Origin of the sequence: Salinispora cortesiana, from assembly GCF_000484695.1 — a bacterium.
Taxonomy (GTDB): domain Bacteria; phylum Actinomycetota; class Actinomycetes; order Mycobacteriales; family Micromonosporaceae; genus Micromonospora; species Micromonospora cortesiana.
Window position 1 is genome coordinate 81,722 of record NZ_AXVR01000010.1, and the last position, 25,595, is coordinate 107,316.

Genomic DNA, 25,595 nt, shown 5'->3' on the forward strand with positions numbered 1-25,595 from the left:
GCGCGAATTTATACGAAGGGAACAAGATCGTGGCCGAACGGTCCGAGGCAACCCGGCGGGCGGCCGGGCTGGACCTGGATGATCGAGTTGCCGCGGAGCTCCGCAACCGGCTCGCCCTGCTCGCCGAGCACACCGTCACCGCCATCACCGCCGAGGTACCCAGCTACTCCGGCACCCTCACCGGACAGATGCGGGACAAGATCGAGAATGCGGTACGAATCGCCCTCGGCACCTTCCTCCAACTCGTCGAACGCTCCTACGGGGCCGACCCCAGCACCCCACTCGTTCCCGCCGTCGAGGCTGCGTACGCGCTCGGCAGCGGAGAGGCCCGCTCCGGCCGCAGCGTGGACGCGTTACTCGCCGCGTACCGGGTGGGTGCCCGAGTTTCCTGGCGGGAGATGTCCGCCATCGCCGTACGCGGAGAGCTGCCGGCCGCCACGGTGGCCGAGTTCGCCGAGCTGATGTTCGCCTACATCGACGAGCTCTCCGCCGCCAGCGTCGCCGGGCACGCCGACGAATTGGCCAGTACCGGCCTCATCCGCCGCCGAAACCTGGAACGACTCACCCAGCAGCTGGTCACCGGAGCCGACGAAGAAGTACTGCTGCGCAGCGCCGAGCGGGCCGACTGGCCACCGCCGCACACCCTCACCGTCGTGCTGCTGCCCCGGTCGAACCTACGCCCGGTGCTCAAGCTGCTGCCCACGCAGACGCTGGAGAGCGCCGACGACCTGCCCGGTGGCGGGCCCGGTGACGAGACCGCCGGCCTGCTCGTCCCGGATGCCCACGGCGACCGGCGACGGCAGCTTGCCCGACTGCTGCGCGGTCGGCAGGCGGTGCTCGGCCCGGCCCGCCCGTGGACCCAGGTCGCCTACTCCTGGCAGCGGACCACCCGGGCGCTCGCTCTGGGTCTGCGTCCGGACGGTGCCGGTGCACCCCTGGACACCGAGGCGCACCTCGCCGAGCTGCTACTCAGCCACGACCCGGAAGGCCTGGCGGACCTGCGGGCACGGGTGCTGGCGCCGCTGGCGGCGCTGCCACCCACCACCGCCGATCGGTTGACCGAGACGCTGCGCTCCTGGCTGCTGCACCACGGCCGCCGCGACGATGTCGCCGCCGACCTCTTCGTGCACCCACAGACCGTGCGCTACCGAATGGGCCAGCTGCGCGAACTGTACGGGGAGCGGCTCACCGACCCCGTCACGGTGCTCGACCTGACCCTGGCTCTGGCATTCCCACCCCGCGGACGGATCAACGAACTACTGCCGCAGGACTGACCGGCAGTGGTCCGGTCATCGTGACCAAAACGGCCGGGAGGGTGCCCGCGTCCGCAGGCACCCTCCCGGCCTACACCGGTACCGTCGTCGTCACCGACGGCGGGGGCGCCGGGTCAGACCGAAGCCGACGACTCCCGCCACGGCAGCGAGGATGCCGCCGACCGTGCTCCAGGCCCAACGCGATCCGAGCTCAGGCAGCCAACCGAAGAAGCCGTCGTCGTCGCCCTCGGCCAGCTCCGTCGGAGCGGCGTCGAGGATGGTGCCAGCCTCGGTGGGCAGCACCAACGGCTCCGCCAAGACGCCGTCGTCGCGGGACCCCTCACCCACCGCGCCGACCAGTAGGTCAACCTCGATCGGCAGGCCAAGGTCTTCCTCCGGCAACTCGGCCACGGAGAGCCGGACGTAATAGGTCCCCGGTAGCGGATCGGCGGACCACGGCTCCGCCCAGGAGCGCACCTGCCGCAGGGTGCACCCGAGCGAGACGCTCTCAGCCTCGGCGGTAGCCGTCGGCGTCTGGGCACCGGCGGTGCAGGCCTGACGCCGCCGCAGCCCGTCGAAGACCTCCACGGTCCATGTGGACTCACCACTACGCTGCTTGGGGAACGACACGGTCGCGGTGATCTCGTGGCGCTCGCCGGCCGCCGCCGGGAACGACCAGTACAGGTAGTCACCGGTTGCGGCGTCCATCTGCACCGGCTGCCCGGCAGTGATATCGGTGGCGGTCAGGAAGGAGGTCCCCGCTCGGGTGACCGGGGTCGCCCCCGGTGAGGGTGTCGGAGTAGCCCGGGCCGCCCCGGGCAGGACCAGCAGGGCCAGGCCGACAGCGGCCAGGACGGCTCCACCCTGCATTGACCGGAAGCGCATCACTTCTCCCTCCAGGTCGCCACCCACCACCGGGTGAGTACCCCGGACGCCAGTCCGGCCACCAGACCGGTCACCGTCAGCAGGACGAGCAGTACCCAGCCACGACCGAGATCCGGGGCAGCCGGAGCCGGCGAGGACGCGACCATGTCCACGGTCAACTCAACCGGCATCCCCGGCGAGGTCTGAGTCCCCGGCTGGGGCGCGAAGGCGTTACTCACCACGAGACAGACGACGGTGGCTTCGGCGTCGGTCGTGGTGGACGGGGTTGGGGAGGGCCCATCCTCCGGCTCCTCCCCCGCCGACCAGCGCAGACCGGCGGAGACGACGTCGGTCCGGCCGCTACCGGCGTCCACGCCACGCACCAGCTCCCGACCGTCGGTGGCCACCGCCCGCAGCAGCACCGCGTGGTCGGGGTTGACCGGCCGGTCCAACGCCACGCTGACAGAGGCACGCAGCTCCTGCCCGGGATACACCGGCACCCGATACCAACGGTGCTCCGAGAACTTCTCCCGGTCGCTGTAGACGCCGGCGCCCAGGAGCGGGGCGTCGGCGCAGACCGAGGTGCCGGCGACCACAGCCGGCGTGACCGTGTGCGTATCCCCGGCCCGGTCGACCAATTGCTTGATCCGACCAGTCAGCTCGTCCGCGCTCTGCGCCGCGGTATACGTGCCACCAGTGGCCGCAGCGATGCAGAGCAGCTGCTGGCGCACCTTCTCGTCTGGGGCCAGGCCAAGGGTGTCCACGACCAGCTTCGTCCCCTGCGCAGCCAGCTCTCGGGCCACCTCACAGGGGTCCGGCGGGGCGCAGGTGTCCTCACCGTCGGTGATCAGCACGATCCGCCGGGCGGTGCTACCGGTGCCGAGATCCTCGGCGGCCGAGCGCAGTGCCAGCCCGACCGGGGTGTACCCAGTCGGCCGAAGGGTCGCCACCGCCGCCTTGGCCTGCACCCGGTCGACCGGCCCGACCGGCACGATCTGCTGGGTGTCCTGGCAGCCCTTCTCCTTGTTATCACCGGGATAGGTGGCACCGAGGACTCGAATGCCCAGTTCAGTCTCATCCGGTAGCGCGTCCACCACCTCGTTGAACGCCTGCTGGGCAACCGAGATCCGGCTTCGCCCGTCGATGTCGGTGGCCCGCATCGACCCGCTGACATCAAGGACCAGCTCGACCTTCGGCGGCTCGACCGGGGTCTCCCAATCCGCGAGGGCCGGTGCTGGACCAATCATCACGCTCGTCGCCAGCAGCCCGACGAGAGCTGCCGCCAATCGTCTCGTCTTGATCATCGCGCGCAGTCTAGGGCAGCTCCACATCGGACAAGCACTCGGGTTGGGTGACGCAGATCACGCATGCTTCCAATCAGGCCCGTGCCTAGCGTCGGGTGACGTGGTTGATCAGTCGATCGAGTATCAGGAACCGCCGACCTCCGGGCCGCCGGTGCGGCCACTCTCCCAGAATCGTGAATTCGTCATTCTCTGGGTGAGCCAGTCAATCTCCGCGCTGGGTAGCGCCGTCTCCTCGGTGAGCTTCGTCCTGCTGACTCTGGCCATCACCGGTTCAGCAGCACACGCGGGTGCCGTCGCGTCAATCGCCGCCATCACCACTGTGGTGTGTCGACTCCCGGCGGGCTCCCTGGCGGATCGACACGACCGACGACTTCTCATGATCGTGGCAGATCTGGGACGCGCGCTGGCACTGAGCAGCCTGGTCATCGCCGGCGTCATCGGCCAGGTTACATTCGTCCACATTGTGGCGGTGGTGGCCACGGAAGCGGCCCTGAGTAGTTGCTTTCAACCAGCGGAGACGGCATCCCTTCGGTTTGTCGTGGCGCGCGACAGGTGCCCCAGGCCGCCGCCCGAAACGAATCCCGCACGCAGCTCGCGACGCTGGTGGGACCCGCCCTCGGCGGCATCCTCTTCAGCACCGGCCGGCTGGTGCCGTTCCTGGTGGATGCCGTCTCCTACCTCGTCTCCGCAGTAGGACTGACCCTGATCCGACGCCCCCTGCGCAACAACACCGGGGATCGTACGCCGCACCGAAGCCGCGGTTTCGTCAGCGCGGGTCTGCGGTGGCTGTGGCAGGAGCAGTTCGCCCGGGGCGCGGTGCTCTGGTTCGCCGGTGTTACCTTCGTCTCAGTCGATCGGGCTGGTCTGCGTCCTTCTGGCCGAGCGCCACGGCGCGGGGCCGGCCGCCACGGGGCTGCTGTTCTCGATTACGAGCACGGGCGGGCTGGTGGGCGCGTTGGCGGCACCCCGGCTGGTCGCGCGGTTCCAGCCACGGACGCTGATCACGGCGTTCGGGTGGGTTGCCGCGCTGGTGACTCCGCTGTTGGCGGTGGCACACTCGGCGTATCTCATCGGTGTCATCGGCGCGCTGGTCTTCTTCCTCGGGCCCACGGCCAACGCCGCGATCATCGGCTACATACTCACCCGCGCCGAGCCCGCCCTCCAGGGGCGGGTGAGTGCCGCTGTGCACTTCCTCGGCGGGAGCCTGCTACCGATAGCCCCCGCACTCGCCGGGGTACTGGTCCAGTGGCTCGATGCCGTCCCGACTGTGCTGCTGTACTCGTCGGCCCTGCTCGCCCTCGCGATCTTCGCGACGGCAGCGCGCAACCTCGGCGTGCGTCCGCGATGAACCCGGGTCGCGGCCAGCCAGCACAGGTCAGGTGCGCTCCGGGTCCCCCGGATCCGTGGAGCGCAGACGCGCACACGCCTGCTCACACGCCCGTTCAAGTCGTTCCGTGGCGTCCCGGGACAGACCGCGTTCGGCTGCGATCCAGGAGGCCCACCCATAGACAACGTCCGGAAGGACGTCACTCACATCCGGATCACCGATGGCGTCTCGGGTCAAACCTGGCAGGCCCAGGGCGGCCATCACCCGACGCGGGCCGAGTCGCATCGGATGGCAGCAAGCTCGATCGATGAGCTGCTCGACGAAGAGGTCCACCGCCTGGCTCGTCGCGTCGTCCCCGGGCAGCTTGGAGCCGATGCCGGAGGCGAGGAACGCCCGCTTCATGAGTGCGACATCCACGCGGTCGGGCAGCGGGTCCGGCGGTGCGGCGGCGACGCTCAACGCCCGGGCCCGGGCCAGGGTCAGCGCCCGCATCTTCCGGTATGCAGCCGGCGCCGGATTCGGCTGGTAGTCCCGATCTTCCAGCACCTCGTCCGAGGTGACGACCGCGTCCTCAAACAACCGCCGGGCATACGCCGGGTCGACCGGCTCGGTAACCAGACCGTCGACTCCGTCGGCGCGGCGTAGGACATCCTGCAGCACCTCCACGTCCATGCCGAGGGTCAGCTCTCGAAACAGGCCACCATCCACGGCAAGGTCGATCATGGCCAGGATGCCGTGCTCATCGTCTCCGTCGTAGGAGAAGACGCACAGCAGGAAGGCGGTCTCGTCGAACGGGTCGTGCGCCCACCAGCAGCCCTCCACCCGCACCCGGCCGATCGTGGACGCCCAGGAGGCGTCGGGAACGCCCTGTCGGGTCAGCCGGTCGGCGTGCAACCCGGCCAGTTCCCGCTGCGTGTCGACCGGACTCATCGCCTGGAAAGCCCGCAGCGCCGCCACCGCCGCCGGTGTCTCCCGCCGACCCAACTCCTGGATGACCCGGGCATCCTCGCGCGCTGCGACAGTCAGGGACGGCCCGATCCCCTCCGCGCCCTGATGGGCGAGCAGCTGCGTCATTCCCTCCTCGATGCGCCACGGCGAACGATTCGCCATGATCGAAAAGTTCCACTCCACGAAGTCAGCGCCCGCAACGGCACGATCGATGCCCTGATCGCTGTCATCCATTTCCGGATTGTCGCAGCCGATCGGTGACCAGACGACTACCTCACCGCGCGCGGCGAGCCACTGCCCGCCCCGGAGAGCGCAGCGCCCTCCCGGGGCCCACCCCCGAAGGTCGGAGGGGGCGGGGCCCGGGCCGCCATGTGCGGCGGCTAGTCCTCGACCCAGCCATACTGACGCGCCATGGCGACCAGCGCCCGACGGGCCTCAACGATCTGCGCACCGGTCATCGTGGGCACGTTCGCCAGCAGCAGCTCGGTCACGGCGCTGTCGAACTGCTCGACCGCCAACACATCACACTCACCGTCCTCGTCGGACAGGGGCTGCGGGCGACCCGGCACACCACGGTTCGTTACGGCCGGAGCCGTCTCCAGCACGACGCTCGCGACCTTCAGGCCCCGTTCGGACTGCACAACCTCATAGCTCACCCGCATGCCGGCCGCGACCTGGTGCCGCTGATCACCGAAGTCGTTCGCATGCACAAAGACGTCATCGCCGCCCCCGAACGGTGCGATAAACCCGTAGCCGCGAACGTCATCGAACCGGACAATCGTCCCTTTTTCCACCACAATCCCCCAACAAAGACCAACCACCAACACCCGAAGCGCGCAACCTACCGATGGATCCCACGCGCTGCCAGCCTAGCGACCCTGCCACCGGGACGAGACCGGACGTCAGCGAGGTGGCCTCCGGCAGCACCGGAAGCGCCAACAGCAGAAGCCCTGACCACGGGTACGATCGGCTCCTTGTGGACGGGAACCAGCAGGATTTGATGATCGCTGTCCCGGCGGGGCAGGTAACGCTCTCCGACCGCCGAACACAGCGCCGATGGTCGGTCGAGTTGAAGCCGTACGAGCTCGCCCGCTTCCCGGTCACGCAGGCCCAGTACGCCGCGATCACCGGCGCCCGCCCGAGCACGACTCGCGGAGATCAACTGCCGGTCGAGGGGGTGTCCTGGTGGGATGCGGTCCGGTGCTGCAATGCCTGGTCGCGACGGGACGGGTTGCCGCCGGCCTATCGGTTCTCCGGCGCCGAGGAGATCGAGTGGGACCCCTCCGCCGACGGGTACCGGTTGCCGACCGAAGCCGAGTGGGAGCACGCGTGCCGCGCCGGTACGACCGGCCCCCGCTACGGACCGCTGGACGAGATCGCCTGGCACCGCGACAACTCGCGGGAACGAATCCACGAGGTGGGCGGCCGACAACCGAACGCCTGGGGCCTACACGACATGCTGGGCAACGTCTGGGACTGGTGCTGGGATCACTACGACCCGGAGGTCTACGGCAGCTACCGGGTCCTCCGTGGTGGCGGCTGGTTCGACGAGCACTGGAGTTGCCGGGCCTCCGTACGGCGCCGGAGTCATCCGACGTTCCGCGTCGACGACGTGGGTTTCCGCGTCGCGCGTTCCATTCGCCCCGAGTGGAACTGACCTGGCGCCCGCGCCTCACGCCACGGCATAGACCTCGGAGATCGCAGCGAGCACCTGATCCCGAGCGGCCTCGGCCGGACAAACGCCGATAAGCACGTAGTAGGCCAGCCCTTCAGCAAGCGCCACCAGGGTCACGGCCACCTCCGCGGGATCGGCCCCGGCACGGAGATGACCAGCGGCCTGGTCGCAGCGGAGCAGATCGGCGAGCTGGCCGTGGAGTTTGGCGTAGTCGACGCGCAGCCGGGCGGCGATTGCCTCGTCGGCCAACGCCACCGCGGTGAATGACTGGCGTACCCGCAGGTGAGCACGGGTGACGGCGTCGTACGGAATCAGCTCGGTGAGCACCACGGTAAGTAGGCGCCGTCGGCTCACGTCCTGGTCATCGGGTCTGGCTTTGGCGGCTATCCGATCGCTGGACAGGGCGTTGCCCCGTTCGAAGGCAGCCTCGACCAGGCCTCGCTTGGTGGGAAAGTAGTGCTGGACCCGGCCGGGCGACACGCCGGCCTGGGCAGCCACCGCGACCAGGGACACAGCCGCCAGGCCACGTTCGGCGACAACAGCCAGGACCGCGTCGGCGATCTCGTTGCGCCGACGCTCATGCTCGAAGCCCACCCCTCGAGTTCGACCGGTCGCCAACCCTTCCCCCAACCAGGTTGCCCAGACGCTACGTCATGACTATGTTCTAGATTATAGCAATGTGATCACACTGATTTAATCGGGGGAGTCATGCGGTGGCGGCGGGGCGGGGACGAGCCGGGCACGCAGCGCGTCCGGCGCCGCACCCCGGACGCGACCTCGGGTCGGGCTGCACTTCTGCTGGCCTGCACCGCACAGTTCCTGGTGGTACTCGACGTATCCGTGGTCAACGTCGCACTTCCGTCCATCCAACGGGCTCTCTCCCTTTCACCGTCTGGCCTACTGTGGGTGGCCAACGGCTATGCGCTGGTGTTCGGAGGCTTCCTCCTGTTGGGTGGCCGACTGGGCGATGTGTATGGCCGCAAGTTGGTCTTGATCTCCGGGCTGGGGCTGTTCACGGCCGCGAGTCTCGTCGGCGGGCTCGCCACCACCGCCGGTGTGTTGGTCGGCGCCCGCGCGTTCCAGGGCCTGGGTGCCGCCACGCTGGCACCCGCCACCTTGACAATCCTCACCACGACATTTCCACCAGGGTCCGCGCGCAACCGGGCATTGGCTGTCTGGACCGCGGTCAGCCTGGCCGGCGGCGCGGCCGGCAACCTCCTTAGTGGCGCCCTCACCGCGTACCTGACCTGGCGGTCAACCTTGCTGATCAACGTACCGATCGGCACGTTCTGCATCGTCCTAGCGGCTGTCACGTTGGCCGGAGGGCGGCCGCGTGACCGGGTTGTCCAGCTCGACGTCAAGGGCGCTGCCCTGATCACCACCGCCCTGATCGCGGTGACCTACGCCGTCACGGCCAGCTACCCGCACAGCCGGCGAGGGCCGACCGCCACCGCGGCGTTGGTCGTCGGCCTGATCTGCCTGGCCGCCTTCGTCGCGGTCGAGGCACGCGGCGCCGAACCACGACTCCTGCCGCTGCGGCTACTGCGAACCAGGGCAATCTGGCTGGGCAACCTGCTGATGCTGCTGGTCGGGGCCGGCTTCCAGATTCCGCTGTGGTATTTCCTGACCCTGTACCTGCAGCAGGTACTCGAACTCACCCCGCTGCAAGCCGGGGCCGGGTTCTTACCACACACCCTGCTTATGATGCTGGTCGGAATGCGCGTGACCCCATGGCTAATGCGACACGTTGCCGCGCGGAGCTTGGTCATCGTCGGAACCGCCATCGCCGCGGCCGGGTTCTGGTGGCAGGGTCAGATCACCGTCCACAGCACCTACCTGTCCGGCGTCCTCGGCCCGGCCGTCGTGATATCGGTCGGCGGCGGGCTGCTCATCGTGCCACTAACCGCCGTGGTGACCTCCGGCGTCTCCGGCCCCGATGCCGGGGCAGTCTCCGGGCTGGCTAACGCCGCCAAACAGTTTGGCGGCGCCCTTGGCCTGACCGCACTCATCGCGTTGACCAGCCGGCATTCGTCCACCAAGGCCGATCTTGTCAGCGGCTACGCGCAGGCATTCGCGTTCACCGCCCTTATCTTGACCCTCGTCGCCGTCGTGGCGTTCGCACTACCAGCCGGGGATGCCGTCAGGCCACCTCCCAGGTCTCGCCGGACCACCGCCGGCGCAGCCGGCGGTCGTGACTGACCACCACCACGGCGCCTTGGTATTCCTCGAGAGCGGCCTCCAACTCCTCGACCAGGCCCAGCGAGAGATGGTTGGTGGGCTCGTCCAACAGCAGAAGGTCGACGGGCTCGCTAAACAGCCGGGCCACCGCCAGCCGCTGGCGTTGCCCGGTGGAGAGCCGACCGATCGGCACGGTGAGGCTCTCCGGGGTGAACAACCCGAGCGAGAGCAGACTGGAGATGTACTCCTCGGCTGGACCGGGCCGTCCGTGCGCGAAGGCGGCCAGCAGAGTCCGCTCCGGCTCGGCGGTGGAAGCCTCCTGCGGGAGGTACCCGATCCGGCCAGAACGGGTCACCTGACCACCGTCCGGGGCGAGGTCACCAGCGAAGATCCGCAGCAGCGTGCTCTTCCCGGCGCCGTTCGGCCCCCGGATCAACAGGCGTCGACCCGTCGCGACGGTCAACGTGGTGGGCTTGAGCCGACCGGCGAACGTCACCTCCTGGGCGGCAAGTAGCACCCCGGCGGCGACTGCCGTAGGCGTGGGCGGCTCGAACCGAAGCGGGTCGGGCGGCGGCGGCACCGGGTCCTCGTGGAGGCGGCGCAGGCGTAGCTCCGCGTTGCGGACGCGGCTCGCGACCGACTGCTGCACCCGGCCCGCGTTGCGGTCATAGGCAATCTTGTTGCGATCCTTCATCGCCCGGCCGGGCGCCACCTGTCGGGCCGTGGTCGCCGCGACCTCCCGCAGCCGGTCCAACTCCGCCTGCCGCTGTTCGTATGCCTGCTGCCAGCGTTGCCGGGCCGCCGCCCGCTCGATCAGGTAGCCGGCGTACCCGGTGCCGTAGCGGACCAGGGTACGCCGGTCCGCGTCCACCTCGATCAAACCGGTGGCGACCTGCTCCAGGAAGACCCGGTCATGGGAGATCACGACCGTGGTGCCACGCCGGGAGCGGAGGTACCCCTCCAGCCAGCTCAACGCGGCGTCGTCGAGGTGGTTGGTCGGTTCGTCGAGCAGCAGCACCTCGCTGTTGGCGGCCAGCACCGAGGCCAGGTGCACGCGGGCCTGCTCCCCGCCGGAGAGGCCGCCAAGCGGACGATCCCGCTCCACCGCGGTCAGCCCCAGCCCGTGCAACGCCTGCTCGACCCGGGCGTCGGCCTCGTAGCCTCCCCGCAGCTCGAAGGCGGTCGCCAGGTTCCCGTACTCGGTCAGGTCGTTCTGGTTGCCGCCAGCGAGCCGTGGCTCCAGTTCCCGTAACCGCGCCTCCATCGCATGTAGGTCGGCCAGGGCGACATCGATCGCCTGCTGAACGGTCAGCTGCCCCGGCAGGTACATGTCCTGGGCGAGGTACCCGACACCGCCGTCGGCGGTGACGGTCACCTGTCCACCGTCCGGCTCCTCTCGGCCGGCGAGCAGGCGCAGCAGCGTCGACTTGCCGGAGCCGTTCTCGCCGATGATCCCCGTACGCCGGTTCGGGCCAATGGCGAAGGTGACGCCGTCGAGCAGAAGTCGGTCGCCGTAGGCCTTGGTCACGCTATGGACGCTGATCTGGGTAGACATATGGATACTCCGAAGTGTCATGGTCGGGAACCCGCCGGGGCGGGAGGTCGGACACGGGGAACACTGAGCGGAGCATCATGCCTCCCTAAAGCTATGGATGTAGCGATAAGATGCTGACATGGTCCAGCCCCCGTCGACAACCGATAAGTCGCCGCGCCGCCCAAACGGACGCAGTGCGCGCGTCCGCCGCCAGGTGCTCGACGCCGTCCGCGCGCAGCTGGTTGACGGCGGCTTCGACCTACTGACCATGGACGCCGTGGCCGACCGGTCGGGCGTACACCGGACCACGGTCTACCGACGCTGGCGGGACATCGGCGGCCTACTGGCTGATGTCCTGACAGACGCAACCGGCGACGACTGGAGCCCGCCACAGACCGGCTCACTGGAGACAGACCTCGCCGCAGTCAACCGTGAGGTCCACGCGGCACTGACCGCCGACCCATCGATCAGCACCGCGCTGATCGCCGCTTCGTTTCGCTCCCCCCAGGCAGCAGCGGCGCTGCGGACCTTCTGGGCCGATCGCAACGCGCGCTGTACTGCCATCGTGCGACGCGCCATTGACCGCGGCGAGGTCCCAGCCGACACCGACCCGCGCGCCGTGATCATCGCCGCGACCGCACCGCTCTACCTCACCCTCGTCCTACTCCGGTCTCCCGCCGACAGCGGCCTCGCCACACGCTCGGCCCACCAGGTGAGCGTCGCCGCCCGGGCGGGCGCCTTCGCCCGTCCCAGCAACGAGCCCATGACCGCCGGCACACCAGGATCCGGGGTGCGGTGAAGCCCGCCGACGCACCGGGTCACCGGGTCACCGGGTCACCGAGGCATAAGTCCTCGCCAACCTGATCTTTAAGTGCGGCTGGTAGCTGCGTCGACAGTACTGACACGTCCGCTCCGCCGGCCGGTCCCATACGCTCGCGCTCGCTGTCGAGCTGCCCTCGCGGCTGGGGCACAGACCGATGGGGCAGCTCGACACCCAACACCACAACGCCGACTCCGTGGCGTGTGGCAGCTGCGAACCTGGTCGAGCTCCACCAACCCGAGCTCTTCAATGCTGCTGTGAAAAAGGTAACCAACATGAGGCTGCGCGCCGGTGATTCCTGTTAGGATTCCGCAATTCTTCATGTCGCCGCCATTGAAGAAGGGAACCTTCTGAATGCATGACGTGGACACCGTGCGCTATCCACTGGCCGCTCCGGGAAGCGACGCATGGGAACGCGTCGTCACAAAAACCCGCGCCGACCTGCGCGACCATGGTTGCAGTGTGCTGCCGGAGTTCATTCGACCGACTAGCTGGGAGACGCTACGACGGGAAGGCGCCACAGTTGCCCCGTCGGCATACTACGACGTTACGGAAACTAACGTCTACAATACGAAACTCGATGCCGATCTGCCGGCGGAGCACCCGGGTCGCATCATCATGCGCCGCGGCAACGCGTTCGTCCCACGAGATCTGATCCCCGCCGACAGTGTCATCCACCGGCTCTACCGCGACCCGTCGTTCGTGCGCTTTGTCGCCGCCTGCTTCGAACTTCCGGCGCTCCACGAGCTCGCCGACCCGCTCTCCGGCCTGGTACTCAACGTCGTGCAGCCCGGCATGGACCATCCGTGGCACTTTGACCTCAACGAGTTCACCGTCAGCCTGCTGACCCAGGAGCCGGAGGACGGGGGCGTCTTCGAGTACTGCCCGAACATCCGTTCGGCGGGTGCGGAGAACTTCGACGCTGTCCGTTCGGTGCTCACCGGCGTCGATCGGGCACCGGTACGAGCCCAGACCCTGCGCCTCGGTGACCTCCAACTGTTCAAGGGGCGGTACGCGCTGCACCGGGTGAGTACCGTGCGCGGGGACACCGCCCGACACACAGCGATCTTCGCCTACTCCCAGCGCCCCGGCGTGATGGGCAGTGTCACCCGGACGCGACAGCTCTTCGGCCGGGTCCTGCCGACGCACCGCGATGCCGAGCGTCATGCCATCCGAGTCGACCAGCTGCTGGACTAGCGCTCGCAATGCTACCCAGTGCGTTTTGACCCGCCCGGAAGGCTTCCGGCGACATACCCTTTGACCGCGACCACTGGCCCAGAAGCGGCCCGACGAGCAGCACATTCCAGGAGGCCGAGTGAGTACGTTCGACAACGAGGACAAGCTGCCCTCGGTACCACTACCCAGGCTGGAGGAGACCTGCGCACGGTTCCTCGAGTGGTCCAAGCCGCTGCTGACGGAGCAGGAGTTCGCCGACACCGAGGCCGCGGTGCGGGAGTTCAGGCGGGCCGATGGTCCGGGTCCGAAGCTCCACGCCGACTTGGTGCGGTACAACGAGGACGCCGCCACCCACAGCTGGCTGGACGACTTCTGGCCGGCCCGCTATCTCGGCCGGCGCGACCGCATCGCGTTGAACGCCAACTTCTTCTTCCTGTTCCGCGACACGCCACTGCGCGGGTTCACCGACCCGCAGGTGGAGCGCGCGGTACGGCTCATCGCCGCCATCGTCAACTACAAGATCCAGCTCGATGCGGAACGCATTCCCCCTGCCGTAACCCGCGGGCAGCCGCTGTCGATGGAGCAAAACAGATTTCTCTTCTCCACCACCCGCATCCCGGGGCCGGAGCAGGACAGCGTCCGAGCGCCGTACAGCGACGAGATGCCAGGCCCCGCAACCGCACGGCACATCGTGGTGTTCTGCCACGGCAACGCCTTCCGGATGGACGTACTCGGTCCGGACGGGCACCCGTACTCCCTCGATGACCTGACTGCGGGCCTGCGGGAGCTGCAGAAAGCCGGCCTCGTGCCGGCGGCGATGACCACCGCGGCCGGCCATCTCACCACCATGGCCCGAACCGAGTGGGCGGCGGCCCGCCAGCGACTGGTCGCGCTCGACGCCAGCAACGCCGCGGCGCTGGAGACCATCGAGACGGCGCTGTTCTGCGTCTGTCTGGAGGACCTGACCCCGGCCGACGACCTGGCGGCCTGCGACCAGCTACTCCATGGCGACAGCGGAAGCCGGTGGTTCGACAAGGCAGTGTCGCTCATCGTCTTCGCGGACGGCACAGCCGGTATCAACGTCGAACACTGCGAGCTGGACGGCACCACCATCCTCAGCTTCGTCGACGCAATTCTCACCGGAACGCCGGAGGAGCACGCCGCGCGGTCAGGAGCGGTGGCACAGGGCGTGCCAGCAATCGAGCCGGTCACCTTCGTTCTCGACGAAGGGCTGCAAGCCGAGATCGCCACCGCAGCACAATCCTTCGCCCAGTTCGGCGCGGACACCGCCACCGCGACCCTGTCCATCGACGAGTTCGGGATGGACGAGGTCAAGCGGCTACGGATGTCACCAGACGCCTTCGTTCAGCTGGGCTACCAGCTCGCGCACAAGCGGGCCAAGGGGTTCACCGGTGCCACGTACGAGTCCATCGCCACCCGCCAGTACTCGCGGGGACGGACTGAGGCGATGCGCGTCGTCACGCCGGAGGTGCTGCGGTTTGTCGCGGTCATGGACGATCCCGCCGCGGCCGGAGACGAACGACGGGCGGCGTTCCGTGCCGCGGCCGACAAGCATGTCGAACGGGCGAAGCAGTGCCAGGCCGGTGCCGCACCAGAGCAGCACCTCTGGGAGCTACAACTCATCCAGCAGCGGCGGGGGGCCGAACTCGGCGTGCCGGAGTCACCCCGACTCTACGAGACGCCGGGGTGGCGCACGATGCGCGACGACTACCTGAGCACCAGCTCGGCGCCGTCACCGAATATCCGCTACTTCGGATTCGGGGCCACCAGCAGCCGCTGCATCGGAATCGCCTACGTGCTGCTGCCGGACCGGTTCCAGCTGTACCTCAGCACCCCACGCCCAGTCGCCGAGATGATGCACACGTTCGCCGACCGGCTCCGCGAGGCGTTGCGTGAGCTGCGCGCCCTCCTCGACGAGCAGTAGCCGACCAATGGACTACTTCCACACCTGAGCCAGGGTCTCGGTGCGGCCTGCCGGCGGTTCCCGCCGGCAGGCCGCACCGAGAAGAGTGTCCTACTCGAAAACCCGCAGTTCGGCGATGGACCACCAGTTTGCCGTCCCGCCGGTCAGCCGGAGCCGCAGGTATCGGGCCTGGGTGATGGGGACGTTGACGGTGGTCACCTGCCCCGTCCCGAGCCCGGTGGCGATGGTCGTCCAGCTCGAGCCGTCGTTCGAGATCTCCACGTTGAACCGGCGTGGTTGGTCGCCCGGGCTGTCAGCTCCCGCGTCGATCATGATGTGGTTGAACCAGCTACCCGCACCGAGGTCGACCCGGTACCACTCTCCGGCAGCCTGAGCCGCGCCGGTGGTCCACCGGGTGCCGGGATCGCCGTCGACCGCTTGGTTGGCCGAAACTCCCGCCCCGGTCGTCGACGCAGTGACTGACCAGCCGCTTCGCTCACGTTCCCGCTCGCCGTACACCTGCAGGTCATGGATCGACCACCAGCTGGTGGAGGTGGCCGTGAGCACCACTCGGACGTAGCGGGCGTACTGGGCCGGGAACTCCGCCAGCACCGTGGACCCGGTTCCGGAGCCGGTGCGCACGGTGGTCCAGCTGCTGCCATTGTGCGACACCTGAACCTCGTACCCACGTGGACCGTCTCCCGGTGAGCCACTGCTGTCGAGCAAAAGCCGGTGAAACGGTTGCGCCACGCCCAGATCGACCTGGAAGTACTGCCCGGCAGCCTGTCCCGCCCCCGCGCTCCACCGGGTGGTCCGGCTCGGGTCGACAGCGTTCCTCGCCGGACTTCCGTCTTCGGCGGCTGATGCCGAGACGGTCCAGCCGCTGCGGTGCAGCGCCGGCGTACCGTAGACGTGGAACTCGGCGATGGACCACCAGTCGGGCCCGACACCGGTCTGGACGATCCGCACGTACCGGGCGTACTGCGGCGCGAAAGGCAGCGCCTGTTTCCAGCCCCAGCCCTGCCCGCTGCGTACTGTGGTCCAGTTGACGGCGTCATCGGAGACCCGGATCTGGTAGCCGCGGGGATAGTCCCAACGCTGGTCGCCGCGGGTCTCGAAGGAGATCTGGTCGAAGACCCGTTTGGCGCCGAGGTCGACCTGGAACCACTGGCCGCCGTCCTGTGGGACACCGGTGCTCCACCGGGTGTTCGGATTCCAGTCCAGGGCGTTCGCCGGCCCGCCCCCGGCCTCGGTCGACGAGGCGGTGGCGGTCCAGCCGGTCTGGTCCAACGGGATGGTGGCCAGCCACGGCTGACCGCGGGTGAACCGGCTCACCACCTCAATGAAGGTGGTGTTGGGCTGGAAATGTGGGGTGGCGAACCTGTCGGTCTTGGCCATGATGGTGGCCGGAGTGTCGTTGTTGATGATCGGCACTGGGTTCGGGTTGCTGTTGTAGAAGCCCCAGTAGCCCCCACCGCCGTTGTAGTGGTCACCGCGAACCTTGTAGTTCCAGTTGGTCCAGGACACATTGAGCGCATTGAGGCCGCCCATGAACTTGGCCCAGAGATCGTCATTGTGATAAAGCGAGTATTCGCCGTAGAGGACCGGCACACCCCAGGTTGGGTCGTTGATCCTCGCCGCTACCTCCGCCAGCTGGGTGTTGACCAGGGACTCCTGTGCGCCGTGGTCCTTGCCGCCCGGGAAGTCGTACGGATGCACCTCGTACATGACATTCGTCCAGCCGTACTGGGCGGGCGGGGCGATGGAGTTCCAGCCGAAGAAGGCCGCCATCACGATGAGATGGTCGGGGTCGATGGCACGAATGGCATCGTAGAGCCGGTCGTAGTAGGCGCTCTTCTGGCCGACGTCGTCGGCGTCCTCGTTGTAGTCGAGCAGTGGCTCGTTGATCAGGTCGTAGCCGGCGACGGCCGAGTTCCCCACGTATCGGGTGGCGATGGCCTCCCAGATGGTGACGACCCAGTCCTGGTAGGTCGCGGTGGTCCAGAATCCGTTGGGGTTGGGGCCGACCCGCCCGCAGCTACCCCACGGACAGCCGCCGCCGGGGACGGTGTGTAGGTCGAACAGGACGTACATGTCGCGCTCGGCTGCCTCGGCAACCAGCCAGTCGATCATCGACCAGGGGTCCGCCTTCCACGTGCCGTCGAGGTTGAGCAGCTCGGTCCAGCCGATCGGCACCCGGATCAGGTTCATCCCCATTGCTTGCAGGTTGGTCAGGTCCGACTCGGTGATCCAGGTCTGCTGGTGTCGGTTGATGATGCTCTCCGTGGTGGTCGGGCCAAACCGCCGCTGGTAGGCCAGGTTCATCGAGTAGTCGTCGTTGTGGAGTGCCGCGGTCAGTTCGCCGACCGACCACCAACTGCCCGAGCTGCCGGTCTGGACTATGCGGAAGTACCGGCCGCGAGCCGCCGGAAAGTTGATCGGTGTGGCCTTCTCGCTACCGGCTCCGGTGGCGACGGTGGTCCAGTTGCTGGCGTCATGGGAAACCTGGACCCGATAGCCACGGGGGTGGTCGTACTCGTCCGCGGAGTTCTTCGCGGTACTCAGGACGATCTGGTTGAAGGTCTGGGTAGCACCCAGGTCGACCTGGAGCCACTCCCCACCGGTCTGCCCGGCGCCGCTACTCCACCGGGTGCCGGGGTTGCCGTCCACGAGGTTGGCGGTTGACCCGCCCGGTTCGGTGGACGACGCCGTGACGCTCCATCCGGTCCGGTCGAAGGTGCCTTCCGAGGTGATCGCGACCTCGGCGATCGACCACCAGTTCGCGGAGCTACCGGTCTGCACTAGGCGCAGGTAGCGGGCGTAGGTGGTGGTGAACAGTTCAATGACCACGATCCGGGTGCCGGCGTAGTCGCTGGCGACCTTGCTCCAGCTGACGCCGTCGGCGGAGGAGAGCAGCTCATAGCCGCGGGGGGAGTCGTCAGTGGCGGCGGGACCGGAGTCGATGAGCACCTTGTTGACTGGCTTGCTCCCGCCAAGGTCGATCGTGAAGGTCTGGCCGGGGGTCTGTGCGGCGCCACTGGTCCACCTGGTGTTGACGTCGCCGTCGATCGCCATGGCCGGGCTGTGCCCCGCGGCGGTGGCGAAGGCGCTGGCGGAGGCCGGACCGTTGTGCAGCACCGGGTCGGAGAAGAGGTTGAACTCGGCAACCGACCAAGGGGCCGCCCCCGCGCTGGTCTGGATGACCCGCACGTACCGGGCGATCTGGGGGCTGAACGGGACAGCCAGCAGTTGTCCGCCGCCGAGGCCGCTGGCGACGTCCTTCCAGGTACTGGCGTCACTCGAGGCCTGGATGCGGTACGAGATGGGGGCCGTGCCGGTGAACCCGGCAGCGTCGAGGTAGACCCGGTTGAACAGGGTCGGTGTGCCGAGGTCGACCTGGAACCACTCTCCGCTGGTCTGGCCGGTGCCGGGGGTCCACCGAGTCGTGCCGCTACCGTCGAGTGCCGCGGCGGCGGTAGCGCTACCGACTGAGGCGGAGGCAGCCCAATCGGTTCGGTCCAGGGCGAACTCCCCCAGTGGTGACATCCAGTCCTCGTACGTGAGCCAGCCGCCGAGGTTGGTGCCGCGCAGGGTGATGACCTCACCGGTGCCACCGGCACGGTGTAGGACCGGGCCATCGGCCTTGAGGAAGTCGCTGGCGCCCAGACCGGCCTGCGCGGGTGGCGCGGCGGGGACGACCGCGGCAGCCGGAGCAATCAGCACGATTGCGAGAACGAGCAGCAGGGGGAACCGTCGTGGGCGGACGGTACGTGCGTCGGGACGGATACGCATGCGGGGCTCCCGGGGGTGAGTCTTTCGACGTACAGCGGTGGTGCGCCGAGCACTTTCCGGTGACCTCACCGAGGGTGCGCTCGACCTGGGTGGCCGGGCTGCGGCGGTCAGCCCCGGAACACGACAACGGAGCCGCCTCCGTTGACCCGTCAGGAGGCGGGCGTGACCTGCAGCCCGTCGAGAATGACGTCGGTGGTGGCGATGAGCTGGAGGGTGTGCCGGCCCGTTGCCACCGGACCACGTGTGGTGACGGTGCTCTCGGCTGGCGCCAGGGGCTCGTCGTCGAGCCGCAGGGTCAGGCCGCCAGTAGCCCGTACGGTGATCTGTAGTCGGCTGGGAGCGGCGAGGTGAACGTCGTAGCTGACCCAGTCGCCGGGACAAAGCTGTACGAGCAACTGGTCATCGTCAGCGCGGGGGGCACCATCAGTGTGCGCGAAGTCCAGCGGCCGGCCGTGGGCCTGCGGCGACCGGACGATGGTGACCTGGTCATCGGAGCGGAACTCGGTCAGCGGGGTGGCCCAGCTGGTTCGGTAGGAGTGGCCCGCACCCCGAAACGAGAAACCGGTGCCCGGCAGCCGTAGCGGTGGCCGGCGCAGCAGGGCGTTGATGACTTCCCGACGATAGTGGCAGGCGGATGGGGCGACGTTGTCGAGCAGTTCGCACAGAATGTGCCAGGAGCGATCTGGATCCGGCCGATCGGCCTTGCCAGCGGCGTAGGCCGCTACCTCCGACCACCCGGCCGGCGCCACCACCGAACACGGCGAGGTGAAGGTGTCGACCTTCTTCCATGGCCAGAAGTTCCACGAGATGCCCTCATCCTCGTAGAGCTGGAAGGCGGTCTGCAGCCAGTCGAGGTTGTTCTCGCCCCCCTCACCCATGTAGATGGGCAGGTTGAGTCGGTCGCGCACATCGAGGAAGCGCTGGATCCCCGGGCGGTCCGGCGGCGACCAGTAACGATGGAACTGCAACATCGACCGCGGGTCCCAGACCTCGGTGAAGATGTCCCAGTTGCTGGCCCAGTGGGTACCCTCATAGATGATCAAATGGTGCGGGTCGACGGCGCGGATGGCGTCGGTCAACTCCTGGTAGAGCGTGACCAGGTCGACGGCGTACCGATGTTGGTAGTCGTTGGGCAGTGGCTCGTTGAGCAGGTCGTAGCCGGCGATGACTGGCTCGTCCCGGTAGCGGGCGGCGAGCGCCTGCCACAGCGCGATGGTCTGCTCCTGATAGTGCCGCTCGACGAACAGGTCGGGCCGACCGTTCGGCGAGTCATCGATGTTGGTGCCGGTCTGCCCACCCGGGGCGCCGTGCAGGTCGAGGACCACCCAGAGGCCGTACAGCCGGCAGCGGTCGATGAGCCAGTCGACTAGTGCGATGCCATCCGGGTCGAATCCGCCCCCTTCGGCCAGCACGACCCGGGAGTTGATCGGCAGCCGGACGTGGTTCATGCCCTCGGCGGCGATCTGCGCGAGGTCGGCGTCGGTGATGAAACGCTTCCGGAACCCAGTCCAGAACCGCGCGGCGCGTTCGGCACCGACAAGGTCGGTGACCAGTTCCTCGATCTCGCGGGGGGACTGCGGGCCAGGGGGCTCGAACTTCCACATGTACCCCTCCGGTAGCAGCCAGTTACCCAGGCCGACGCCGCACAGGAGCACCGGCTTGCCTTGCCCATCGTGTAGACGACCATTGACAGCGCGAAGGAATCCAGTCATCACATTCCTCACTTCATGCCAGACATGGTGAAGCCGCGCACGATGTGCCGCGAGAAGACCACAAAGATGATCACAATGGGTACGACCATCAGCGAGGCGCCGGCCATCTGCAACGGCGGGTTGACGCTCAACTGCTGGTTTAACAGGGACAGGCCAACCGCGAGCGTGTACTTTTCCTCGTCGTTGGCGACAATGAGCGGCCAGAGGAAGCTGTTCCAGCCGGCAATGAAGGTGAGCACTGCCTGCACCGCGAGGATGGGCCGCGACAACGGCAGCACGATCGAGGCGAACACTCGGGTCTCACCAGCACCATCGAGCCGCGCCGCTTCCAGCAGTTCGTCGGGGATGGTCAGCATGAACTGGCGGAACAGGAAGACACTGAAGGCGCTCACCAGTGCCGGCAACGCGATGCCCACCAGTGTGTTGGTCAGGCCAGCCTCGTTCAGGAGCAGGTAGGTGGGGATCATGGTGACCTGGAGTGGAATCATCATGGTGGCCAACACCAACGCGAACAGCATGCCGCGGCCAGGAAAGCGGAATTTCGCGAACCCGTATCCGGCCATCGCCATCAGTAGCAGCCCGGCGAAGCTGATAAGTACGACGATGATGGTGTTAAACAGGTAGCGCCCGAAGTCGAGGTCTTCGAACAGGCGCTGATATGACGCGAGGGACACCTCCGACGGCAGCACCCGGGGTGGATACTGCCGGGATTCACCCAGCGGCTTGACCGAGGTGGTCAGCATCCAGACGAAGGGAAACGAGGTCAGCAGCGCCCCGACGGCCAGCAGGATCGCCACGGGGGCTCGGTGGCCTCGGCGGCGGCTGGGCGGCCTACTCATGCGCGAACCTCCCAGCGCGCAATTGGATCGCAGTGACGACAAAGATGATCACAAAGAGCACAAGTGACGCCGCCGAGGCGAAGCCAAACTCGTTGAACTGGAATCCTTGCTGATAGATATAGAGGGAAATTGAGGTCGTTGCTCCGGTCGGACCCCCTCGGGTGAGCACGTATGGCTCGTCGAAGAACTGCATCCAGCCGATCAGGGTTGTCACCGTGACGAAGAAGATCGCGAAGCGCAGCAGCGGCACCGTCACACTTATGATCTTTCGCCACTCCCCCGCGCCGTCCAGCGACGCCGCCTCGTAGTACTCCCTCAGGATAGACCGCAGCGCGGCGAGGAAGATGACGATGTTGAGCCCGGAGGCACGCCACACCGCAACCAGCGCCACGGAGAACTTCGCGGTTATCGGATCACTCAACCAGGGCACCGGCTCGACCCCAACCACGCCAAGCAGATAGTTAATCAATCCAAACTGCCCGTTTAACAGGTAGCCCCAGATCAGCGAGATAGCCACGACCGCGGTGACCGCCGGCAGGAAGTAGAAGCCGGTGAGGAAGCGAAAGAACCGCGACGAACTCGTGTTGAGTGCGATGGCGACCGCCAACGAACCAATGATGATTGCTGGTACACCGAGGACAATGAAGATGCCGGTGTTACCCAACGCGGACCAGAACTCGGCGTCGCCGAACAAGCGCTGGTAGTTGTCCAGCCCGATGAACCGCACCGTCGCCGGGTCGCCCAGCCCACGAAGGTCCAGGTCCGTGACGCTGACGCAGGCTGCCACGAGGATCGGCACCACACCGAATACCACGAGCAACACGAACGCGGGCCCAACGAAGAGGTATGGGACAAGCGCACCGCGACGGAGGCCACCCCGAACAACCGCCCCGGCCGCCGGTTGCGGCGCCCGGCGCGTAGCCGTGCCGGCGATGGGGGGCACCTCGGTCATCACTCTCCCGTCGGGGTTCTGGGTGTCCTACTGCTGCAGGTCGGTGACCTCCTGATGCAGCTCGGCGAGGGTCGCTTCCGGGTTGGCGCCCTGCAGCGCGATCCTGTTGAGGGCGGAGAGCATCTTCTGCCCGATCGGGTCCCAGGCGGAGGAGACTGGCAGCGGCCTCGCGTCGGCCAGTTGCTCGACGTACACCCGAACGAAAGGGTCCGCCGCGAGGGCCGGATCGTTCAGGGCGGCCGTCACGGCCGGTAGTTCACCGTTGAGCGCGTACCACCGCAGCTGCGTCTCCGGGTCAGTCAGGTAGCTCAGCAGCTGGATCGAAGCTTCGGTCTTTGTGGAGTTACTGAAGACGCCCAATGTCGATCCGGCATAGAGCGCGGTGCTGGCCTCAGCGCCGGGAAGCCGGGCGACCGCCCACTTTCCCGCGAGTTCCGGCGCCTGCTCCGTGAGCGCCGTGGCCAGATACGGGCCGGATATCAGCATCGGGGTGGCTCCGGAGACAAAGCCCTGGGTCTGGTCGAAGTCGGACGCGATGGGAACGAGATCGTCCGCATAAAAGCTGAGGTAAAAGTCAACCGCACGGCGAAACTCCGGCGTGTCCAGGTTGATCTTCCCCGATGCGTCGGTGACGTCACCACCAGCCTGCCAGATGAACTGCACAGGCAGTGGAACATCCCACTGTGGGATGTGGTACCCGTAGGCACCCTTGCCGCGAGCGGCGAGCTTGGTGGCGTACGCGCGCAGTTGCTCCCACGTGGCCGGCGGCTCACCCAGGCCCTGCTCAGTCAGGATGTCCGTGCGGTAGAACAGCACTCGGGTATCGCTGATCCAGGGCACCGACAGCATCCGGCCGGCCGGATTCAACCTGTCCGGTGCTACCGAGTCGAGAAACCGCCCGGGGGCCAGGTTTGGGTGGGCATCGGTCAGGGGCGCCAGGTCAGCGAGCGCACCGGCATCGACGACAGCCGGCAGGTGGGAGAGCCCGATCTGCATGACATCCGGTCCGTTGCCCGAGGCGACAGCGGTGGTCAACTTTTCGTTGACATTGTCCCAGGGAATTGCATCAACATCGATTCTGATGTCGAAAATACGGCTGAAATCCTCGACCAACTGCTCGAACTTCGACCCGTCGTCGCCCATGATCCAAACCTTGAGGGTACTCGCGTCCGTGCTGGCTGAGTCACGGCCGCCACATGCAGTCAGCGTCGCCGACAGCACGAGGATGGTCGCGACCGCAGCCCCAACTCTCGACAACCTGGACATGTTCCCTCCTGTTTATGTGATGGTGGCGGTAGTCACTTCCTCGCCCCCCCGTGGACTGCGCCTGCGACGACGGCGCGCTCCTCGCCAACAGCTTCCCGTCGACAAACTGCTCCAGCGGCAGCAGTGCGGCGCCGAGGGCCACTGCGTCGTCACCAACCTTGCTCAGCACAATCGTCACGTTCTCCGCCGGTCGCTTCAGCGCAAACTCGGCGATGTGCTGATCGAGCTGGGCGTGCCGACGCTCCACTAGGCGCAGTCCAGCCCATCCACCTATCACCAGCTGATCGGGGTTGAACAGGTTGACCAGATTTGCCAGCCCCAGCCCCAGAATCTCCAGCGTCTCGTCGAGCAGTCGAGTAGCTGTCGCATTGCCGCTGTCTGCGGCGTCGATGAGACCGACCAACGCCTCCTCGTCTGATCCCGTCACGTCGATGCCGGCCCTGCGCCAGCGGCGGACGACCGCACTTCCGCCCACATACGCCTCAAGACAGCCGCGGGCGCCACACTGGCAGGTCGGGCCACCGAGTGAGACCTTGATGTGGCCCCATTCGCCAGCGCTACTCGACGAACCTCGCAGCAGCCGTCCGCCGGCGATGACTCCGATGCCGAGGCCACGTCCCACGAGGACAACGATGCTGTGACTCTGCCCGGCGGCCGCACCGAACCAGGTCTCGGCCATGGCCAGGGTCTTGGCACCGTTGTCGGCGAAGATCGGCACATCGGTGGAGCCAACCATCTCGGCCAGCGCGGTCGGCTCCCACCCGAGACTCTGGGCATGGATGATATCCGTGCCGTCCTCGGCCGTGCCGACGATGCCCGGAAGCCCCAGGCCAATGCCGACCAGCGTTTCATCCGATTCAGGATTGGCCGCGCGGAGCTGGTCGAAAGCCGCACCCAACGCATCGGCGACCCGACCAGGACTGGTGACACGAGTGGGGAGTTGGTGGAAGACCCGGTCCACCCGCCGCAGCGACAGGTCGAACAGTTCGGCGGTCACGCCGTGCTCGCCGACATCAACGCCGATCAGATGGGCCCCGGCGCCGACCGGACGAAGCCGGGCGATCGGCCTTCCCCCGTCGGAGGGAAGTGATCCATGCTCCTCGACCAACCCTTCACGGATAAGGCCGCCAACCACACTGGTCACCGTCGCCGGTGACAACGCGCACTCGTTGGCCAGCGCGGCTCGGGTGGTCTCGCCGACCAACACCACCCGTCGGAGCACCGCAGCCCGGTTGCGGACCCGGATGTCCTTTACGCTGTTTCGCCCCTTCATGGCACCCCTAAAGTCGAGTCTTAATCTAAGGTCTGAAGTAACCCCAAGCAATAGACCCGAGCAAGATTATTTCGAGAAATATCGATCATCTGATCGATACGAAGCAACATCCGCACATCCAAGGCCAAACCCGATTCGACTAATCCGAGGACAACGCGGATCATCGCGGGCGACGGGGCACACATCCAGGCCCCCAGGCATCCAGACATCCAGGTGAGACATCATCTAGCACATAATGGACATTCTGCTGCCGGCGGTGCGAATCTCTTGGGGCCACGGGGAACACCGCGTGGCTGCCGAGACGAGAGGAGCCGCAGTCATGAGCGACCTTACCGACACTGTCCAGCGCTACATCATTATGTGGAACGAGACGGACCCAACGCGTCGGGCCGAAAGAGTTCGCAATATCTGTACCGAGAATGCGACCTATACCCTGATTCTTCGCGGGTCTGACGCCTGTCGATGATTGAGGGGCCGGCATTGTAGCTGGTGGATGTCTTGGGCTCGTCGGGTATGGCTGTGGGCCGGCTGTCGCGCCGGTGGGGCGTGGTCTCCTCGGGTTCCTCCTGGTCGTCGGGGCGGTGGTGGGGTGGTCAGGTGGCGGGCATGGGCATGCGGCGGATGGTCTCGATGGCGGTAGCTAGGTCGGTGGCCCAGGGCCAGGTGCGGGGCAGGCGCAGCCAGCGGTAGCGGCGGGCGCGGACCAGGCGTGCGGGAGTCTGGAGGATTCGGTAACGCAGCGTTTTGGGTTCGGCCTT

18 protein-coding genes and 2 pseudogenes are annotated in these 25,595 nt (G+C 67.4%); 8 read left to right on the top strand and 12 right to left on the bottom strand.

What is annotated here, in order from left to right:
* Positions 1-29: 29 nt before the first annotated feature.
* Positions 30-1,274 carry a PucR family transcriptional regulator gene (locus K228_RS0107345; protein ID WP_025617839.1) on the top strand — a complete coding sequence of 415 codons (1,245 nt, stop codon included), beginning with the start codon at positions 30-32 and terminating at the stop codon, positions 1,272-1,274.
* A 90-nt stretch (positions 1,275-1,364) separates the two neighbouring features.
* Here K228_RS0107345 and K228_RS0107350 read toward each other — a convergent pair whose 3' ends face one another.
* Both K228_RS0107350 and K228_RS0107355 read right to left on the bottom strand, forming a co-directional pair.
* The gene (locus K228_RS0107350) at positions 1,365-2,138 is read right to left on the bottom strand and encodes a hypothetical protein (RefSeq protein ID WP_029723400.1); all 774 of its coding nucleotides are present in this window, start codon (positions 2,136-2,138) and stop codon (positions 1,365-1,367) included.
* Positions 2,138-3,421 carry a VWA domain-containing protein gene (locus tag K228_RS0107355; RefSeq protein ID WP_025617841.1) on the bottom strand — a complete coding sequence of 428 codons (1,284 nt, stop codon included), beginning with the start codon at positions 3,419-3,421 and terminating at the stop codon, positions 2,138-2,140. The genes K228_RS0107350 and K228_RS0107355 overlap by 1 nt, the downstream gene beginning before the upstream one ends.
* A gap of 100 nt (positions 3,422-3,521) precedes the next feature.
* On the opposite strand from K228_RS0107355, the pseudogene K228_RS25410 reads away from it, so the two are divergent.
* Positions 3,522-4,769 (top strand): annotated as a pseudogene (locus K228_RS25410) (MFS transporter).
* A gap of 27 nt (positions 4,770-4,796) precedes the next feature.
* On the opposite strand, the gene K228_RS0107365 reads toward K228_RS25410, so the two are convergent.
* Both K228_RS0107365 and K228_RS0107370 read right to left on the bottom strand, forming a co-directional pair.
* Positions 4,797-5,930: a hypothetical protein gene (locus K228_RS0107365; protein ID WP_025617842.1), complete on the bottom strand. Its 1,134-nt coding sequence runs from the start codon at positions 5,928-5,930 to the stop codon at positions 4,797-4,799.
* 146 nt (positions 5,931-6,076) lie between these two features.
* A complete protein-coding gene (locus K228_RS0107370; protein WP_025617843.1) occupies positions 6,077-6,493 on the bottom strand; it encodes a cold-shock protein in 417 nt (138 codons plus the stop codon).
* Between the two features lie 179 nt (positions 6,494-6,672).
* Between K228_RS0107370 and K228_RS0107375 the strand changes: the two genes are divergently transcribed.
* The gene (locus K228_RS0107375) at positions 6,673-7,353 is read left to right on the top strand and encodes a formylglycine-generating enzyme family protein (RefSeq protein ID WP_025617844.1); all 681 of its coding nucleotides are present in this window, start codon (positions 6,673-6,675) and stop codon (positions 7,351-7,353) included.
* Between the two features lie 15 nt (positions 7,354-7,368).
* Here K228_RS0107375 and K228_RS0107380 read toward each other — a convergent pair whose 3' ends face one another.
* A complete protein-coding gene (locus K228_RS0107380) occupies positions 7,369-7,965 on the bottom strand; it encodes a TetR/AcrR family transcriptional regulator (RefSeq protein WP_025617845.1) in 597 nt (198 codons plus the stop codon).
* Positions 7,966-8,079: 114 nt separating this feature from the next.
* Between K228_RS0107380 and K228_RS0107385 the strand changes: the two genes are divergently transcribed.
* A complete protein-coding gene (locus K228_RS0107385; protein ID WP_025617846.1) occupies positions 8,080-9,570 on the top strand; it encodes an MFS transporter in 1,491 nt (496 codons plus the stop codon).
* On the opposite strand, the gene abc-f is transcribed toward K228_RS0107385, so the two are convergent.
* Positions 9,512-11,104 (bottom strand): ribosomal protection-like ABC-F family protein, encoded by a 1,593-nt coding sequence (gene abc-f / locus K228_RS0107390; protein ID WP_025617847.1) that lies wholly within the window; start codon positions 11,102-11,104, stop codon positions 9,512-9,514. The genes K228_RS0107385 and abc-f overlap by 59 nt on opposite strands.
* A 193-nt stretch (positions 11,105-11,297) precedes the next feature.
* On the opposite strand from abc-f, the gene K228_RS0107395 reads away from it, so the two are divergent.
* The 3 genes from K228_RS0107395 to K228_RS0107405 all read left to right on the top strand — a co-directional run bounded on the left by K228_RS0107395 (position 11,298) and on the right by K228_RS0107405 (position 15,024).
* Positions 11,298-11,882, top strand: a complete 585-nt coding sequence (locus K228_RS0107395) for a TetR/AcrR family transcriptional regulator (protein ID WP_025617848.1) — start codon at positions 11,298-11,300, stop codon at positions 11,880-11,882.
* A 375-nt stretch (positions 11,883-12,257) separates the two neighbouring features.
* Positions 12,258-13,100 carry a HalD/BesD family halogenase gene (locus tag K228_RS0107400; protein ID WP_025617849.1) on the top strand — a complete coding sequence of 281 codons (843 nt, stop codon included), beginning with the start codon at positions 12,258-12,260 and terminating at the stop codon, positions 13,098-13,100.
* Between the two features lie 118 nt (positions 13,101-13,218).
* On the top strand, positions 13,219-15,024 hold the full coding sequence (locus K228_RS0107405; RefSeq protein ID WP_025617850.1) for a choline/carnitine O-acyltransferase: 1,806 nt from the start codon (positions 13,219-13,221) through the stop codon (positions 15,022-15,024).
* A 90-nt stretch (positions 15,025-15,114) separates the two neighbouring features.
* Here the strand turns inward: K228_RS0107405 and K228_RS25415 are convergent, their stop codons facing one another.
* From K228_RS25415 to K228_RS29400, 6 genes are all read right to left on the bottom strand, one after another.
* The gene (locus tag K228_RS25415; protein WP_029723401.1) at positions 15,115-18,795 is read right to left on the bottom strand and encodes a discoidin domain-containing protein; all 3,681 of its coding nucleotides are present in this window, start codon (positions 18,793-18,795) and stop codon (positions 15,115-15,117) included.
* 149 nt (positions 18,796-18,944) lie between these two features.
* On the bottom strand, positions 18,945-20,507 hold the full coding sequence (locus K228_RS0107415) for a glycoside hydrolase family 5 protein (RefSeq protein WP_025617852.1): 1,563 nt from the start codon (positions 20,505-20,507) through the stop codon (positions 18,945-18,947).
* 8 nt (positions 20,508-20,515) lie between these two features.
* Entirely contained in the window at positions 20,516-21,304 is a 789-nt protein-coding gene (locus K228_RS0107420) for a carbohydrate ABC transporter permease (RefSeq protein ID WP_025617853.1), read from the bottom strand.
* Between the two features lie 34 nt (positions 21,305-21,338).
* Positions 21,339-22,298: a carbohydrate ABC transporter permease gene (locus K228_RS0107425; protein WP_025617854.1), complete on the bottom strand. Its 960-nt coding sequence runs from the start codon at positions 22,296-22,298 to the stop codon at positions 21,339-21,341.
* A 27-nt stretch (positions 22,299-22,325) separates the two neighbouring features.
* Complete coding sequence (locus K228_RS0107430) at positions 22,326-23,441, bottom strand: extracellular solute-binding protein (protein ID WP_223160741.1); 1,116 nt, start codon at positions 23,439-23,441, stop codon at positions 22,326-22,328.
* A 40-nt stretch (positions 23,442-23,481) separates the two neighbouring features.
* Positions 23,482-24,837 (bottom strand): ROK family transcriptional regulator, encoded by a 1,356-nt coding sequence (locus K228_RS29400; protein ID WP_025617856.1) that lies wholly within the window; start codon positions 24,835-24,837, stop codon positions 23,482-23,484.
* 319 nt (positions 24,838-25,156) lie between these two features.
* On the opposite strand from K228_RS29400, the pseudogene K228_RS29405 reads away from it, so the two are divergent.
* A pseudogene (locus K228_RS29405) lies at positions 25,157-25,270 on the top strand (nuclear transport factor 2 family protein); the annotation flags it as partial.
* Positions 25,271-25,595 lie beyond the last annotated feature (325 nt).